Consider the following 14690-nt stretch of genomic DNA (forward strand, 5'->3'; position numbering starts at 1 on the left):
CCTAGGACCGCCGACGGGCACCGGCTCCGCCGCTCAGCGGACGAGGGCCCACCAGATCATCAGCATCGTGACGAGGAATCCCACGACGTAGTTGATGAGGATGAAGTGCCGCCAGCCACGGTTCGACGCCCCGGACCCGGCATCCGTCACCGACCGGTAGGGCCAGGCCGCCCACAGGTAGGGCAGCACCAGCACGGCGGCCAGCGGCCCGGGCCATTCGGTGGCGAGCATCAGGAGTCCCGCCGCAGCCCACAGGCCGAGGGCGATCCGCACCGTCGCGGCCGCGCCGAACGCGGTCGCGATCGATGCGATGCCCGCCTCGCGGTCGGGCACGACGTCCTGCACGGCGCCGAACGCGTGGCTCGCCATCCCCCAGAAGAAGAACGCCACGAGCAGCGCGATGAGCGGCCAGGTGAAGTCCGCTCCCGCGACCGCCAGGCCGTAGACCGCCGGGCTCGCGAAGTGCGTGCTCGAGGTGACCGAGTCGAGCACCGGACGCTCCTTGAAGCGGAGCCCCGGCACCGAGTAGGCGAAGACCGCGAACAGGCTGACGGCGAGCACGACCCACGACCACGGCTCCTCCGTGCCGCCGAGCCAGAGCATGACCGCCGCGAGCGGCGCAGCGGTCGCGATGCCCGCCCACACCACGGTGCGATGGAGGCTCGGGTCGAGAAGGGCGCCCTCGGCGCCGCCCTTCCTCGGGTTCCGCAGGTCGGACTCATAGTCGAAGACGTCGTTCACGCCGTACATCAGGAGGTTGTACGGCACGAGGAAGAACAGCGTGCCCACCACGAGCAGCGCGTCGACGCGTCCGGTCGTGAGCACGTACGCGGCCGCGAACGGGAACGCGGTGTTGATCCAGCTGATCGGCCTCGAGGAGATCAGGACCTGCCCGGCCCGGTGCCCGAGGCCGCCACGGGTCTGCGCCGCGCTCATCCGTCGACCGCCTCGGCGCGGTCCCCACGTGCCCGCGTCGTCAGGCTCCAGACCGCGGGCAGGAGCAGCACGCCGGCGAGCGGGTACAGGAAGTCCTCGACGGGGGCGAGCCCGACGGCCAGGCCCGATCGGTGCGCGTCGTCGTACGCGACGATGCCCGTCCCGACGATGAGCGAGTCGAACACCGCCGTGAGGAGGAGGAGCACGGCCGCCGCGACCGCGGTGGCGATGGCCCGCCGCCGGAGCGCCGTGCGTGGACGCGGGCGTGCGACCCACGCGGCGATCGCGGCGACGGCGAGGAACGGGAGGCTGATCAGGAAGTACGTCATCGGAGGTCCTCCCGTTCGGCGGCGGCCGCGCGTCGGCCGCGGACCGCGAGGATGCGTTCGCCGCCGAGCACCAGCACGAGCGTGAGGTAGCAGAGGAAGGCGAGGAAGACCGGCTCCTCGAGCGGGAGCTCGGGCGCGAGCTCGATCCCGGTCACGATCCCCGAGGTGCCCCGGAAGAAGACGCCCGTGACGATCCCCGCGGCGTCCCACACCAGGAAGAACGCGACGCCCACCACGACGGTGACCGCGGCGGCGAGCGGCGCGCGCCAGAACACGAGGCGCCACCGGGCGTCGATGAGCGCGATGCATCCGATGACGACGATCAGGCCGGCGAGGTAGGCGAACGCCGTCATGCGACGGTCGTGCTCGGGTCGGCGGACTCGTACGCCTCGCGGCCCTCGGGCTCCGCGATGGGCCCGGCCGACCGGTCGCCGCGGACCCGCTTCAGCACGTTCTCGGCACTGATCAGGCACATCGGCAGGCCGATGCCCGGAACGGACGACCCGCCGGCGTAGTACAGCCCGTCCACGCGCCGCGACCGGTTCGTCCCGCGGAGGACGGCCGACTGCCGGAGCGTGTGCGCGGGTCCGAGCGCGCCCCCCTGCCACGAGTTCAGGTCGGCCGCGAAGTCCGAGGGTCCCACGGTGCGGCGCACCACGATGCGCTCGTCCAGGTCGTCGAGGCCCGAGACCTCGGCGATCCGGCGGATGGCGCGGTCCGCGGTCTCCTCGACCAGCCGGTCGCCCGTGCCGTCCTCCCCGCCGCGCCCGATCGCGGTGTCGGCCGGCACCGGCACCAGGACGAACAGGTTGGTGTCGCCCGCCGGCGCCACCGAGGCATCCGTCGCGCTCGGCGAGCACACGTAGAACGAGGCCGGGTCCGGCACGTGGGGGTCGGATCCGAAGATCGCGCCGAAGTTGGCGTGCCAGTCCTCGGTGAAGAAGAGCGTGTGGTGGAGGAGCCCGGGAACCTGTCCGCGGACGCCGAGCATGGCGAGCACCGCGCCGGGGCCGGGGTTGCGCCGACGCCACCAGGCCTCCGGGTAGGTCTGCGCGTGCCGGGGGAGCAGCTCTGTCTCGGTGTGGTGCAGGTCGGCCGCCGAGACGATGCGGTGCGCCGGAGCGACGACGCTGCGGCCCGATGCCGATCGGAAGCGTGCGCCCGCCACCGCGGGCCGGGCACCGCCCGACGAGAGTTCGATCGACTCGACGCGGGCTCCGGTGACGATGTCGACGCCGGCCGCGACGGCGATCGCGGCGATGCGATCGATGAGCTCGGCGAACCCGCCGCGCGGGTAGAACACGCCCTGCTCGAGGTCCATGTGGCTCATCAGGTGGTAGAGCGCCGGCGTCGCATCGGGCGACGAGCCCAGGAACACCGCCGGATAGCCGAGCACCTGCCGCAGGCGGCGGTCGTGCACGGCACGGGCCGTGAACCGCTCGAGCGTGGTCGAGAGGAGCGTCGCGAAGCGGCCGGACTCGCGAAGCACCTCACGGGAGAGGAGGGCCCGCGGATCGTCGAAGTTGGTGTACAGGAAGCGTCGTCGGGCGATGTCGTACGCGGATGCCGCCGAGTCGAGGTAGCGCTCGAGCGCGGCGCCCGCTCCCGGCTCGACGGACTCGAACAGCGCGACGTTCGCGGCGCGGGTCGGCTGCACGTCGAGCGGTTCGTCGTGGCCGTCGGCCCACACGCGATAGCCGGGATCGAGCTGCACGAGGTCGAGCTCGGCGGCGGCGCTCGTCCCGAACAGGCGGAAGAAGTGGTCGAACACCTCCGGCATCAGGTACCACGACGGGCCGGTGTCGAAACGGAAGCCGCGGCTCGACCAGCTCCCCGCACGGCCGCCGAGCTCGTCACGCGCCTCCAGGAGCGTGACGCGGTGGCCGTCCCGGGCGAGGAGCGCCGAGGCGGCGAGGCCCGCGATCCCGCCGCCGATCACCACGATCCGCTCGGATTCCCCGATCATCGTCGACTCCCTCCGGTGGTGAGCGCCGAACGCACGGCGATCGCGAACTTCTCGCCGTCCGGGACGCGGATCCGCGTCGCGATGATCTCGGCGGCGGGCGTGGCGCGGCATCGGGCGGACAGGCTCGCGAAGAGGCCGTGCGCAGCGGCGACCGCGTTGCGTGCGCGCCTCGGCAGCTCGGGGAGCGCCTCCTCGGCGATGGCGAGGTCGCGGTCGATGTCGTCGAGGATCGCCGCCTTGTCGGCCTCGGTGAAGGCGTCCGGGTCGACGCCGGGGAAGTAGTTCCGGCCGAGGGTGCGCCAGTCGACGGCGAGGTCGCGGAGGAAGTTGATCTTCTGGAACGCGGCGCCGAGGTGGATCGCGCCCCGCTCGAGTCGCGCCCGCCGACCGGGATCGACCGCCTCGGCGTCGTCGTCCGCGTCGGTCGCGAGGAACGTGGCCAGGCACATCAGGCCGACCACTTCGGCGGACCCGTGGATGTACGGACCGATCTCCTCCGGCGCGAAGGGGGCCGAATCGAGGTCGCGCCGCATGGAGGCGAAGAAGGGCCGGGTGAGCTCGGTCCCGAACCCGGTCTCCCGGGCGACCCCTGCGAACGCGTGCACCACGAGGTTCGCGGAGTACCCGGACGCGATCGCCCGCTCCGTCTCCGCCTCGAGCCCGTCCAGGACCTCCAGCTGCTCGTCGAGGGTGAGCCCGGCCTCGGCCGCGGCGCCGTCCACGATCTCGTCGGCGACCCGCACGAGGGCGTACACCGACCTGATCCGGCGGCGGGACTCGGCCTCGAGGAGCCGGGCGGCCGCACCGAACGAGGTCGAGTAGCGGGCGATGACCGTCGCCGAGCTCGCCTCGGCGGCATCCGCGTAGCGCTCGAGGAGGGTCCGGTCGTGCCGCCGGCTCATCGCACCCGCTCCGTCGCACGCTGCGCGAACTCGCCGAGCTCGGCGCGGAGCGCCGGCGGGAGTTCCGCGGCGTCGAGCTCGTATCGTGCGAGCGTCACGTGCTCGTGCGCGAGCGCCAGGGCCGCGTCGAGCGCGCCGCACGCGCGGAGCTCCTCGCGCAGCCCTTCCGCGGATGCGTCGTCGAGCGTCGGGTCGCCCAGCCGGTCCCGGATGGCGGGCCACGACGACGTGGTCGCCGCGTGCGCGATGAGCGCCGTCCGCTTGCCCTCGCGGAGATCGGCGGATGCCGACTTCCCCGTGACCACGGGATCGCCGAAGACCCCAAGCACGTCGTCGACGATCTGGAACGCGACACCGGCGAGCCGACCGAAGCGGCAGAGCGCGGCCACCGCGGCCTCCGGCGCGCCCGCGAGCACGGCGCCGGCCGCGAGCGGCGCCTCGAACGAGTAGACCGCGGTCTTCTGCTCGAGCGTCGCGAGCACGCCCTCGAGCGCGGGCGTGGTCCCGTCGAGCGTCGAGACGACGTCGGCGAGTTCGCCTGCGGCAGAGACGAACACCGCACGGTCGAGGATGTCGAGCAGCGATTCGCGGCACGCCCGATCGACGGGCAGCATCGCGAGCTCGCGATGGGCGCGGCTGAGGGCGAGGTCGCCGGCGAGCACGGCGGCGGTCGCCGCCCAGACCTCGCCGGTCCGCGCATCTCCGCCGTGCGCCGCTGCGCGTGCCGCGAACCGGCCCGCCACGTTCGGCGCGCCCCGCCGGACGGTGTCGCGATCGATCAGGTCGTCGTGGATGAGGAACGCCGTGTGGAGGAGCTCGAACGCGAGGGCGACGCGCGTGACGAGCGCGCGCTCCGACCCACCGAAGCCGCGGTACGCGGCCCACACCAGGCGCGGACGCACGCGCTTCCCGCCGGAGCTCTGCTGCTCGATCGACTCCCAGAGCGCGGTGTAGTGGCTTCCGTACGCGCCCGCCCGATCCCGCGCGTCGGCGAAGAACCGGCGCAGTTCCTCGTCGATCGCGGAGTCGAGCAGTTCAGGCACGGAACAGCTCCAGTTCCTTCGCCTGCAGCACGAGCCAGGGGCTGAACGCCCACGGCGCCGCACCGACGGCGGTGGCGAGCGCCCGCGGGTCCACCCAGCGGTACTCGGCGACCTCGCGCGGGTTCGGGTCGGGCTCACCCGCCGCGGTCGCCAGGTAGACCGGGCAGACCTCGTTCTCGACGATCCCGTTGGCGTCCGTCGCGCGGTAGCGGAACAGCGGGAGTGCCAGCTCGACGGTGTCGAGCTCGAGCCCGAGCTCGAAGTCGGCGCGTCGTCGGACGGCGTGGATCAGCGGCTCGGCCGGCTTCGGGTGGCCGCAGAACGAGTTCGTCCAGACGCCGGCCCAGGTCTGCTTGGTCACGGCGCGTCGGGTGACCAGCACCTCGCCGATCGGATTGACGATGTGGCACGAGAACGCGAGGTGCAGGGCCGTGTCCGGCCCGTGCGCCGCGCTCTTCGGAGCCCGGCCGATGGGCGTGCCCGACTCGTCGAGCAGGACCACCTCGTCCTCGACGGTCTCGGTCGTGTGGTTCATGGTGGCCTCCTAGTCCGGCGGGCGATGCGACGAACCGGGTTCGTGTCCCCGAAGCTAGCAGCGGCTCCGAGCCCGACGGAACAACCGAAAGTTGGACCGCGCCGATCGCGGCGCTCGACGGATGCCGCGCACGGACATCGTGCGTCATGCTGGACGGGTGACGGGCGAGAGCGGGGACGGCTGGGCGGAGGGACCCGACGGCCTCCGGTACTGGGGGCGGTACGGGGCTGCCGGGCTGCTGCTCGTCGAGCCGGGCGGGGCGGTGCTCCTGCAGCATCGCGCGACCTGGAGTCACTTCGGCGGCACGTGGGGGATCCCCGGTGGGGCGCGCCATCGCGGCGAGTCCGCGCTCGATGCCGCCGTGCGCGAGGCGACCGAGGAGACCGGGATGCCTCCGGGCGTCGTCACCGCACGATTCGAGAGCGTCCTCGACCTCGGCTTCTGGTCGTACACGACCGTCGTGGCGGATGCGGCGCGACGATTCGAGCCGCGCCTGGCCGACCCGGAGAGCATCGCCCTGCGGTGGACGCCGATCATCGCGGTCGACGGCCTGCCGTTGCATCCGCGATTCGCCGAGGCCTGGCCGGCGTTGCGCGACCGGCTCCGCGATCCCGCCGCTCGATAGGATCGGAGCGTGGCCGAGAAGAGCACGGGGGTGTCGGATCGGATCTGGACGCTGCCCAACGTCCTGAGCATGCTCAGGCTCCTGCTCGTGCCGGTCTTCCTCGTCCTCGTCGTCCTCGGCGAGTACGTCCCGGCACTCGTGGTGCTCATCGTCGCGAGCCTCAGCGACCTGCTCGACGGGTACCTCGCGCGCCGTCTTGGCCAGGTGACGCGTCTCGGGCAGCTGCTCGATCCCGCCGCCGATCGCCTCTACATCTTCGCCGCGCTCATCGGCCTGGCGGCCAACGACCTGGTGCCGTGGTGGATCGTCGTGGTCATCGTGGCCCGCGACCTGTTCCTCGTGGTGCTCGGCGTCGTGCTCGCGAACCACGGGTACGGCCCGCTCCCGGTCCACCAGCTCGGCAAGGCGGCGACCTTCGCGCTCTTCACCGGGCTGCCGATCATCATGCTCGGGCTGGCGTTCCCCGTCCTCCAGCCGGTGAGCGAGCCGTTCGGGTGGGCGGTCACGATCTGGGGCGCCTTCCTGTACTGGTGGGCGGGCGTCATCTACGCGATCGAGACCGCGCGTGTCGTGCGCGAGACGCGGGTGTCCGGGCCACCGGCATCCGATACGCTTGAGCCGGGAGGTTAGCGGTGGCGGATTCCGACATGACCCAGACCGGCGCGAACGGCGAGGAGCGCGAGCCGTCGACTGAGACGTCGGCGCATCGCGTCGGCCAGCCGAACGACACCACGATGGGGTTCAGCCGCGAGGCCGCGGCGCAGTTGAGCGCGCTCGACGCCGACGTGAGCGCGGCCGAGCAGGAGGCGATCGCGGCGCTGCCGTCGGCGTCGGCCCTGCTCATCGTCCGCCGCGGACCGAACGTCGGCGCGCGATTCCTGCTCGACACCGAGGTCACCTCGGTCGGTCGGCACCCCGACGCCGACATCTTCCTCGACGACGTCACCGTGTCGCGCAAGCACGCCGAGTTCGTCCGCCACGGCACGGCGTTCGAGGTGCGCGACCTGAACTCGCTGAACGGCACCTACTTCGACGGCATCCGGATCGAGACGGCACTGCTCAGCGACGGCGCCGAGGTGCAGATCGGCAAGTACCGCCTCACGTTCTACGCATCGCGACACGACCTCGCGCCGACGGGCACCGGGTGAGCGAGGGCGCCGCGGCGCGGCGTCCGTCCCACGCCCCTCCGCTGCTCGGCATCGGCCAGGTCCTGGCGAGGCTCCAGCCGGAGTTCCCGGAACTGACCCCGTCGAAGCTGCGGTTCCTGGAGGAGCAGGGCCTCGTCACCCCGGCGCGGACGGCGGCGGGGTACCGCAAGTTCTCGCCGGCCGACATCGAGCGGATCACGGTCGTGCTCTCGATGCAGCGAGACCACTACCTTCCTCTCAAGGTGATCCGGGCGCACCTCGAGGAGATCGACGCCGGGCGCACGCCGGCCCTGCCCGGCGTCGTCGATGCGACGGCGTTCCGCGCGACCGCCGCCCGGTACTCCCGGGAGGACCTGATCCGGGAGACCGGCGCCGGTGCTGCGCTGCTCGACGACGCGATCAGCGCGTCGCTCATCCGCCCCGCCGAGGTCTACGGCCAGGAGACGAAGGACCTGCTCACCGCGCTGGCCGCGCTGAGGGCCAGCGGCATCGAGCCGCGTCACCTGCGCGGGCTCCGAGCGGCTGCGGAGCGCCAGACCGAACTCGTCGAACGTGCCATCGCGCCCGAGCGTCGTTCCGATCCCGCCGGCAGGGCTCGGAGCGCGGAGCGCGCCAGGGAGCTCGGGGACCGGCTCGCGGTCGTCCACGCCGCGGTGATCCGCGACCTCCTCGACCGTCGCTCGCACTGACCGGGCGACACGCCGTGACGTTCGGCCCGATGTCCTCGACTCCGATGGTCGGCGTGGGTAGCGTTGACTGCGCGCCGCCGCGGCGACGACGAGAGTAGAGGGGCGATCGGATGAGCGAGCTCGATCGGAGCGAGGGAACACGCTACGACCTCGGACTGCTCTTCACCGACGGACTGCCGGAGCACGACGACGGCACGGGCTACCGCGGCGCGGTCGCCGCACGGGCCGCGGGCATCAGCTACCGACAGCTCGATTACTGGGCCCGCACCCAGCTCGTCGAGCCGACGGTGCGGGGCGCGGCCGGCTCCGGGTCGCAGCGGCTCTACGGGTTCCGCGACATCCTCGTGCTCAAGCTGGTGAAGCGGCTGCTCGACACGGGCATCTCCCTCCAGCAGATCCGCGTCGCGGTGACCCAGCTCCGCGAGGCGGGCATCGACGACCTCGCCCAGACGACGCTCATGAGCGATGGCGCGAGCGTGTACCTGTGCACCTCCGACGACGAGGTCATCGACCTCGTCAATCGCGGGCAGGGCGTCTTCGGCATCGCCGTGGGCAAGGTCCTGCGGGAGGTCGAGTCCACGCTCGTCGAACTCGACACGCAGCGGGTCGACCAGGTGGACGAACTCGCCGCGCGTCGCGAGCGGGCATCGCGCAGGATCTCCTGACCCGAGCCGTCCGAGATTCCGACGCCTCGGGTCGGGATTCGCGCACCGCGGATTCGCGTAACCGCCGTCGGACGGCGCACTGGATGACGCCGTGTGACGCGGCCGATCCGCGGGTCAACGCTGGGGCGCGTCGAGCTCCATCTGGGCGGCGCCCGCCTGGCCGTAGTCGCCGATGCGCGCAGCACGCAGCACGCGATCCAGCAGCTGGTCGAAGTGGCTCGACATCTCCTCGGCGCTCTCGCCCGGCCACATGTGCAGCGGCTTCGCCGCACCCTGCGCCTGCTGCAGCGAGGTGCGCTCCGGCAACTGCGGGCTGAGGACGAGCGGACCGAACATGTCGCGCAGCTCCTTGATGCGGAACTGGTGCTCGAGCGACTGCACGCGCGCACGGTTCACGATGATGCCGAGCGGCTGCAGGCGGGGGGAGAGCCCTCGCCGGATCTCCTCGATGGCGCGGAGCGCGCGATCTGCGGCCGCGACCGAGAACAGGCCCGGCTCGGTCACGACCGCGACGCGGTCGCTCGCGGCCCAGGCCGTGCGGGTCAGGGCGTTGAGGGACGGCGCGCAGTCGATGAGGACCAGCTCGTAGTCGGACTCGACGTTGGCGAGCGCCTCCTCGAGCTTCCAGATGTCGCGGATCGACGGGTGCGGCCCGTCGTAGTTGATCGCGGACGGGCTCCCGATCATGACGTCGATGGTCGATTGCGGGTTCGACCGGGTCCAGCCGCTCGGAGCGATCGCCGAGCGGACGATCTTCTCCTTCGGCGATGCGAGGACGTCTGCGACGTTGAGGTGGCCGGACACCTGGATGTCCATGCCGGTCGAGACGTCGGACTGCGGGTCCAGGTCGACCACCAGTGTTCGCACGCCTCGCGCGAAGGCGGCCGACGCCAGCCCGAGGGTGACGGTGGTCTTGCCGACCCCGCCCTTCAGGGAACTGACCGAGAGAACGTGCACGAGCGAATACGTTACCGTTACTCGCACGGCGATACCTAAATGTTCGCTGTGCGGAAGACCCCCATCCGAAAGGCCTGCATGTTCTCGAAGATCCTGGTCGCCAATCGCGGTGAAATCGCCATTCGCGCATTCCGAGCCGCCGTCGAACTCGGTGCGAAGACCGTCGCCGTGTTCCCGTACGAGGACCGCAACTCGCTGCACAGGCTGAAGGCGGACGAGGCGTACCAGATCGGCGAGCAGGGGCATCCGGTCCGCGCCTACCTCGACGTCTCGGAGATCATCCGCGTCGCGAAGGAATCCGGCGCCGACGCGATCTACCCGGGGTACGGATTCCTCTCCGAGAATCCGGAACTGGCACAGGCGGCGGCCGACGCCGGCATCACGTTCATCGGCCCGCCGACGCGCGTGCTCGAGATGGCGGGCAACAAGGTCACGGCGAAGCAGCAGGCGATCGCCGCGGGCGTGCCGGTGCTGAAGTCGACCGAGCCGTCGACCGACGTCGAGGCGCTCCTCGCGCAGGCCGACGAGATCGGCTTCCCGATCTTCGCGAAGGCCGTCGCGGGCGGCGGCGGCCGCGGGATGCGCCGCGTCGACAAGCGGGAGGACCTGCGCCGTTCCCTCGAGGAGGCGATGCGCGAGGCCGACAGCGCCTTCGGCGACCCCACCATGTTCCTCGAGCAGGCCGTCCTCCGTCCACGCCACATCGAGGTGCAGGTGCTGGCGGATGCCACGGGCGAGACCGTGCACCTCTTCGAGCGCGACTGCTCGGTGCAGCGGCGCCACCAGAAGGTCGTGGAGATCGCGCCGGCCCCGAACCTGTCGGACGACGTCCGGGAGTCCCTCTACCGCGACGCGGTCGCCTTCGCGAAGTCGATCGGCTACGTCAACGCCGGCACGGTCGAGTTCCTGCTGGACACGGCCGGCGAGCGCGCCGGTCAGCACGTCTTCATCGAGATGAACCCGCGCATCCAGGTCGAGCACACCGTGACCGAGGAGGTCACGGACGTCGACCTCGTCGTGGCGCAGATGCGCATCGCGGCAGGGGAGGCCCTTGAGGACCTCGGCCTGACCCAGGACCGCATCCACCTGCGCGGCGCGGCGCTGCAGTGCCGCATCACGACCGAGGACCCGACCGCGAACTTCCGCCCCGACACGGGGAAGATCACGACGTACCGCTCGCCGGGCGGAGCGGGTATCCGGCTCGACGGCGGCACGGTCAACCCGGGCGCGCAGATCAGTCCGCACTTCGACTCCATGCTGGCCAAGCTCATCTGCCGTGGCCGCGACTACCAGCAGGCGGTCACGCGCACGAAGCGCGCCCTCGCCGAGTTCCGCATCCGCGGCGTGTCCACCAACATCCCGTTCCTCCAGGCGGTCATGGACGACCCGCACTTCATGAGCGGCGACCTCAGCACCTCCTTCATCGACGAGCGGCCGCAGCTCGTGCGCGGCCGCGTCTCGAAGGACCGCGGCACGAAGATCCTGAACTGGCTGGCCGACGTCACGGTCAACCAGCCGAACGGCCCGGCGCCGACGACCGTGTCGCCCGCCGAGAAGCTGCCCGAGATCGACCTGACGGCGCCCGCTCCGGCCGGTTCGCGCCAGCGCCTGCTCGAGCTGGGACCGACCGGCTTCGCGGCGGCGCTCCGCGCCCAGACGCCGCTCGCCGTCACCGAGACGACCTTCCGCGACGCGCACCAGTCGCTCCTCGCGACGCGCGTCCGCACGAAGGACCTCGTCGCGGTCGCCCCCTACGTCTCCCGCATGACGCCGCAGCTGCTCTCGGTCGAGGCCTGGGGCGGCGCGACGTACGATGTCGCGCTGCGCTTCCTCGGGGAGGACCCGTGGGAGCGGCTCGGCGCGCTGCGCGAGGCGCTGCCGAACATCAACATCCAGATGCTGCTGCGCGGCCGCAACACCGTCGGCTACACGCCGTACCCGACCGAGGTCACGGACGCGTTCGTGCAGGAGGCCGCGACGACGGGCGTCGACATCTTCCGCATCTTCGACGCGTTGAACGACGTCGCCCAGATGCGTCCGGCGATCGAGGCCGTCCTGGCCACGGGGACCGCGATCGCCGAGGTCGCGGTCTGCTACACCGGCGACCTGCTCGATCCGCGCGAGGACCTCTACACGCTCGACTACTACCTCCGTCTCGCCGACGAGATCGTCGCGGCCGGTGCCCACGTGCTCGCGATCAAGGACATGGCGGGCCTGCTCCGCCCGGCTGCGGCCGAGAAGCTCGTCGCTGCCCTCCGCGAACGATTCGACCTGCCCGTGCACCTGCACACGCACGACACCGCGGGCGGTCAGCTCGCGACCCTGCTCGCGGCCAGCCGGGCCGGGGTCGACGCGGTCGACGTCGCCAGCGCGCCCATGGCGGGGACCACGAGCCAGCCCTCGGCGTCGGCGCTCGTCGCCTCGCTCGCCCACACGGACCGCGACACCGGCATCCCGCTCGACGCGGTGTCCGATCTCGAGCCGTACTGGGAGGCCGTCCGGCGGATCTACCGTCCGTTCGAGTCGGGCCTGCCGGGCCCGACCGGCCGCGTGTACCACCACGAGATCCCCGGCGGCCAGCTGTCGAACCTCCGCCAGCAGGCCATCGCCCTGGGGCTCGCCGACGACTTCGAGCTCATCGAGGACATGTACGCCGCGGCGAACGAGATCCTGGGTCGCGTGCCGAAGGTGACGCCGTCGTCGAAGGTCGTCGGCGACCTCGCGCTGCACCTCGCGGCCGTCAAGGCCGACCCGGCGGACTTCGCGGCGAACCCCGAGAAGTACGACGTGCCCGACTCGGTCATCGGCTTCATGGCCGGCGAACTCGGCGACCTGCCGGGCGGCTGGCCGGAGCCGTTCCGCACGAAGGTGCTCGCGGGGCGCGACGTCCGCGTCGGGGTCGCTGAGCTCACCCACGCGCAGCGTCGCGGGCTCGCCGAGCCCGGGGTCGAGCGGCAGGCGCTGCTCAACTCGCTGCTGTTCCCCGCGCCGACGCGCCAGTTCGAGCAGATCCGCGAGCTGTTCGGCGACCTGTCGGTCGTCGACACCGCGGACTACCTCTACGGACTGCGGCCCGGCTCCGAGCACGTCGTGGAGATCGACCGGGGCGTCCGCCTCTACGCCGGTCTCGAGGCGATCGGCGAGGCGGACGACAAGGGCATGCGCACCGTCATGACGATCCTGAACGGCCAGCTCCGGCCGGTCTTCGTCCGAGACCGCAGCATCACCGTCGAGTCCCGGGCGGCCGAGAAGGCGGATGCCTCGCAGCCGGGTCACATCGCGGCGCCGTTCTCCGGCGTGGTGACCCTGCAGGTCGAGACCGGTGCCGAGATCGAGGCGGGCCAGGCCGTGGCATCCATCGAGGCGATGAAGATGGAGGCCGCGATCACGTCGCCGGTCGCCGGTGTCGTCGAGCGGGTCGCCATCCCGAAGACCCAGCAGGTGGAGGCGGGTGATCTGCTCGTCGTCGTACGCCCGGGTTAGACTCGGGACTGTTCCGCACTGATGAGGAGGGGAATCGGTGGCAGAGCACGATGACGATACGAACCGCGGCACCCGCCGCCCCGTCTCCCGGACCACCGCCGACCGTGCGCGGTCGGGCGGTGCGCACGCGGCCGACGACGTCGACGTCCACGTCGACCTTCCACCGGCTCCGGCTCGGGTCATGCCCGACGACGAGGTGGCCGTTGCGATCGACGACGTCGCCGTCGACCCGGGCGACCTGACGGCGGTGACGACGGGAACGACCTCCGTCGACGTGGTGCCCGCCCTGGCGGGAGCCGCCTACCGTTCCGCCGGTCGACACGACGCGTCGCCGTACGGCGCGCTCCTCGCGGCCGACGGTGCACGGCTGCGTCGTGAGCGGGTCACGACCGACACCGGCTCGCACGTCGCGATCGTCGCGGACGGCGAGTCGGCGGTCGTCCCGGCCGAGGTGCCGGAGACGGCGGAGTCGCTGACGGCGGACCGCCTGATCGACGTCAACCGCACCACGCGACCGGCCCCCCAGGGCGGCATGAACCGGCTCCTCTACGAGGCCACCTTCCACCTGGTCAACCTCGGGGACTCGGCGAAGGTCCGAGCCCACAAGGAGATGAGCGAGCGCATCCGTCGCCGGTTCGAGGGCGGGGCGCGCTTCGTCCCGGTCCTCACGCGCAAGGGCGGCGTCGGCAAGACGACCGTGACCGCGCTCCTCGGCATGGCCCTCGCGGACGCGCGCGACGATCGGATCATCGCGATCGATGCGAACCCGGATCGGGGCACGCTGGCGGAACGGGTCGATCGGCAGACGAGGGAGACGGTGCGCGACGTCGTCGCGAAGGCATCGTCGATCGGCGGCTACACCGACTTCTCGAGGTTCGTCTCGCGCGATGGGACGCGACTCGACATCCTCGCTTCCGACACCGATCCCACGCTGTCCGAGGCGTTCGACGACAACGACTACAACGTCGTCGCCGGGCTCGCGGCACGCTACTACTCGCTCGTGCTCACCGACTGCGGCACGGGCATCGTCCACTCGGTGATGCGGGCCACGCTGCAGCGGGCCGACTCGATCGTGATCGTCTCGGGCGGCAGCGTCGACGAGGCGCGACTCGCCAGCGAGACGCTCACCTGGCTCGAGGCGAACGGGTACGGCGAGCTCGTGCGCAACGCCGTCGTCGCGATCAACCTGGCCACGCAGGGCACGCATCTCGTCAAGGTCGACGAGATCGAGGCCCACTTCCAGTCTCGCGTGCGCGAGATCGTGCGGATCCCGTACGACCCGCAGCTCGCAGCGGGGTCGGTGGTGAACTGGAGCGACCTGCGTCCGGTGACCCAGCACTCGGCCCGCGAACTCGCCGCCCTCGTGGTGGAAGGCCTGCCCGTCGAACGCGGGCACTGAACACGGAGCACCA

General features: G+C 71.8%; 15 protein-coding genes. 7 read left to right on the forward strand and 8 right to left on the reverse strand.

The features are described 5' to 3' along the window. Positions 1–33: 33 nt before the first annotated feature. Genes GLX25_RS06080 through idi form a run of 7 tightly spaced genes read right to left on the reverse strand, consistent with a single transcriptional unit; the run spans position 34 to position 5711 of the window. Positions 34–936, reverse strand: a complete 903-nt coding sequence (locus tag GLX25_RS06080; protein ID WP_155841427.1) for a prenyltransferase — start codon at positions 934–936, stop codon at positions 34–36. Then, a complete protein-coding gene (locus GLX25_RS06085; protein ID WP_155841428.1) occupies positions 933–1265 on the reverse strand; it encodes a lycopene cyclase domain-containing protein in 333 nt (110 codons plus the stop codon). Before GLX25_RS06085 ends, GLX25_RS06080 begins: the two co-directional genes overlap by 4 nt. After that, complete coding sequence (locus GLX25_RS06090) at positions 1262–1618, reverse strand: lycopene cyclase domain-containing protein (RefSeq protein WP_155841429.1); 357 nt, start codon at positions 1616–1618, stop codon at positions 1262–1264. The genes GLX25_RS06085 and GLX25_RS06090 overlap by 4 nt, the downstream gene beginning before the upstream one ends. Next, positions 1615–3231 carry a phytoene desaturase family protein gene (gene crtI / locus GLX25_RS06095; protein WP_155841430.1) on the reverse strand — a complete coding sequence of 539 codons (1617 nt, stop codon included), beginning with the start codon at positions 3229–3231 and terminating at the stop codon, positions 1615–1617. Before crtI ends, GLX25_RS06090 begins: the two co-directional genes overlap by 4 nt. After that, complete coding sequence (locus GLX25_RS06100) at positions 3228–4133, reverse strand: phytoene/squalene synthase family protein (RefSeq protein ID WP_155841431.1); 906 nt, start codon at positions 4131–4133, stop codon at positions 3228–3230. Before GLX25_RS06100 ends, crtI begins: the two co-directional genes overlap by 4 nt. Continuing rightward, entirely contained in the window at positions 4130–5176 is a 1047-nt protein-coding gene (locus GLX25_RS06105; RefSeq protein WP_271192454.1) for a polyprenyl synthetase family protein, read from the reverse strand. The genes GLX25_RS06100 and GLX25_RS06105 overlap by 4 nt, the downstream gene beginning before the upstream one ends. Next, entirely contained in the window at positions 5169–5711 is a 543-nt protein-coding gene (idi, locus tag GLX25_RS06110; RefSeq protein ID WP_155841432.1) for an isopentenyl-diphosphate Delta-isomerase, read from the reverse strand. Before idi ends, GLX25_RS06105 begins: the two co-directional genes overlap by 8 nt. Positions 5712–5868: 157 nt before the next feature. On the opposite strand from idi, the gene GLX25_RS06115 reads away from it, so the two are divergent. The 5 genes from GLX25_RS06115 to GLX25_RS06135 all read left to right on the forward strand — a co-directional run bounded on the left by GLX25_RS06115 (position 5869) and on the right by GLX25_RS06135 (position 8838). Further along, positions 5869–6336, forward strand: coding sequence for an NUDIX domain-containing protein (locus GLX25_RS06115; RefSeq protein ID WP_309299145.1), 468 nt, complete (start codon positions 5869–5871; stop codon positions 6334–6336). A 9-nt stretch (positions 6337–6345) separates the two neighbouring features. Then, positions 6346–6966 (forward strand): CDP-alcohol phosphatidyltransferase family protein, encoded by a 621-nt coding sequence (locus tag GLX25_RS06120; RefSeq protein ID WP_166548505.1) that lies wholly within the window; start codon positions 6346–6348, stop codon positions 6964–6966. A gap of 17 nt (positions 6967–6983) precedes the next feature. Then, positions 6984–7484: an FHA domain-containing protein gene (locus tag GLX25_RS06125; RefSeq protein WP_154344777.1), complete on the forward strand. Its 501-nt coding sequence runs from the start codon at positions 6984–6986 to the stop codon at positions 7482–7484. Beyond that, on the forward strand, positions 7481–8173 hold the full coding sequence (gene ftsR / locus GLX25_RS06130; protein WP_166548506.1) for a transcriptional regulator FtsR: 693 nt from the start codon (positions 7481–7483) through the stop codon (positions 8171–8173). Before GLX25_RS06125 ends, ftsR begins: the two co-directional genes overlap by 4 nt. 110 nt (positions 8174–8283) lie before the next feature. Continuing rightward, positions 8284–8838: a MerR family transcriptional regulator gene (locus GLX25_RS06135; protein WP_155841434.1), complete on the forward strand. Its 555-nt coding sequence runs from the start codon at positions 8284–8286 to the stop codon at positions 8836–8838. Between the two features lie 114 nt (positions 8839–8952). Here the strand turns inward: GLX25_RS06135 and GLX25_RS06140 are convergent, their stop codons facing one another. Beyond that, on the reverse strand, positions 8953–9795 hold the full coding sequence (locus GLX25_RS06140; protein ID WP_166548541.1) for a ParA family protein: 843 nt from the start codon (positions 9793–9795) through the stop codon (positions 8953–8955). A gap of 78 nt (positions 9796–9873) precedes the next feature. On the opposite strand from GLX25_RS06140, the gene GLX25_RS06145 reads away from it, so the two are divergent. Continuing rightward, the gene (locus GLX25_RS06145; RefSeq protein WP_155841435.1) at positions 9874–13278 is read left to right on the forward strand and encodes a pyruvate carboxylase; all 3405 of its coding nucleotides are present in this window, start codon (positions 9874–9876) and stop codon (positions 13276–13278) included. Positions 13279–13315: 37 nt separating this feature from the next. After that, complete coding sequence (locus GLX25_RS06150; protein WP_271192453.1) at positions 13316–14677, forward strand: MinD/ParA family ATP-binding protein; 1362 nt, start codon at positions 13316–13318, stop codon at positions 14675–14677. The last annotated feature ends 13 nt before the right edge of the window (positions 14678–14690 follow it).

Origin of the sequence: Agromyces luteolus, assembly GCF_009729855.1 — a bacterium.
GTDB lineage: Bacteria > Actinomycetota > Actinomycetes > Actinomycetales > Microbacteriaceae > Agromyces > Agromyces luteolus.

Bases quoted from the DNA above. Each gene is read 5' to 3' on its own strand.
- GLX25_RS06080 (WP_155841427.1), bottom strand. From the start codon at position 936: ATGAGCGCGGCGCAGACCCGTGGCGGCCTCGGGCACCGGGCCGGGCAG.
- GLX25_RS06085 (WP_155841428.1), bottom strand. From the start codon at position 1,265: ATGACGTACTTCCTGATCAGCCTCCCGTTCCTCGCCGTCGCCGCGATC.
- GLX25_RS06090 (WP_155841429.1), bottom strand. From the start codon at position 1,618: ATGACGGCGTTCGCCTACCTCGCCGGCCTGATCGTCGTCATCGGATGC.
- crtI (WP_155841430.1), bottom strand. From the start codon at position 3,231: ATGATCGGGGAATCCGAGCGGATCGTGGTGATCGGCGGCGGGATCGCG.
- GLX25_RS06100 (WP_155841431.1), bottom strand. From the start codon at position 4,133: ATGAGCCGGCGGCACGACCGGACCCTCCTCGAGCGCTACGCGGATGCC.
- idi (WP_155841432.1), bottom strand. From the start codon at position 5,711: ATGAACCACACGACCGAGACCGTCGAGGACGAGGTGGTCCTGCTCGAC.
- GLX25_RS06125 (WP_154344777.1), top strand. From the start codon at position 6,984: ATGACCCAGACCGGCGCGAACGGCGAGGAGCGCGAGCCGTCGACTGAG.
- GLX25_RS06135 (WP_155841434.1), top strand. From the start codon at position 8,284: ATGAGCGAGCTCGATCGGAGCGAGGGAACACGCTACGACCTCGGACTG.
- GLX25_RS06145 (WP_155841435.1), top strand. From the start codon at position 9,874: ATGTTCTCGAAGATCCTGGTCGCCAATCGCGGTGAAATCGCCATTCGC.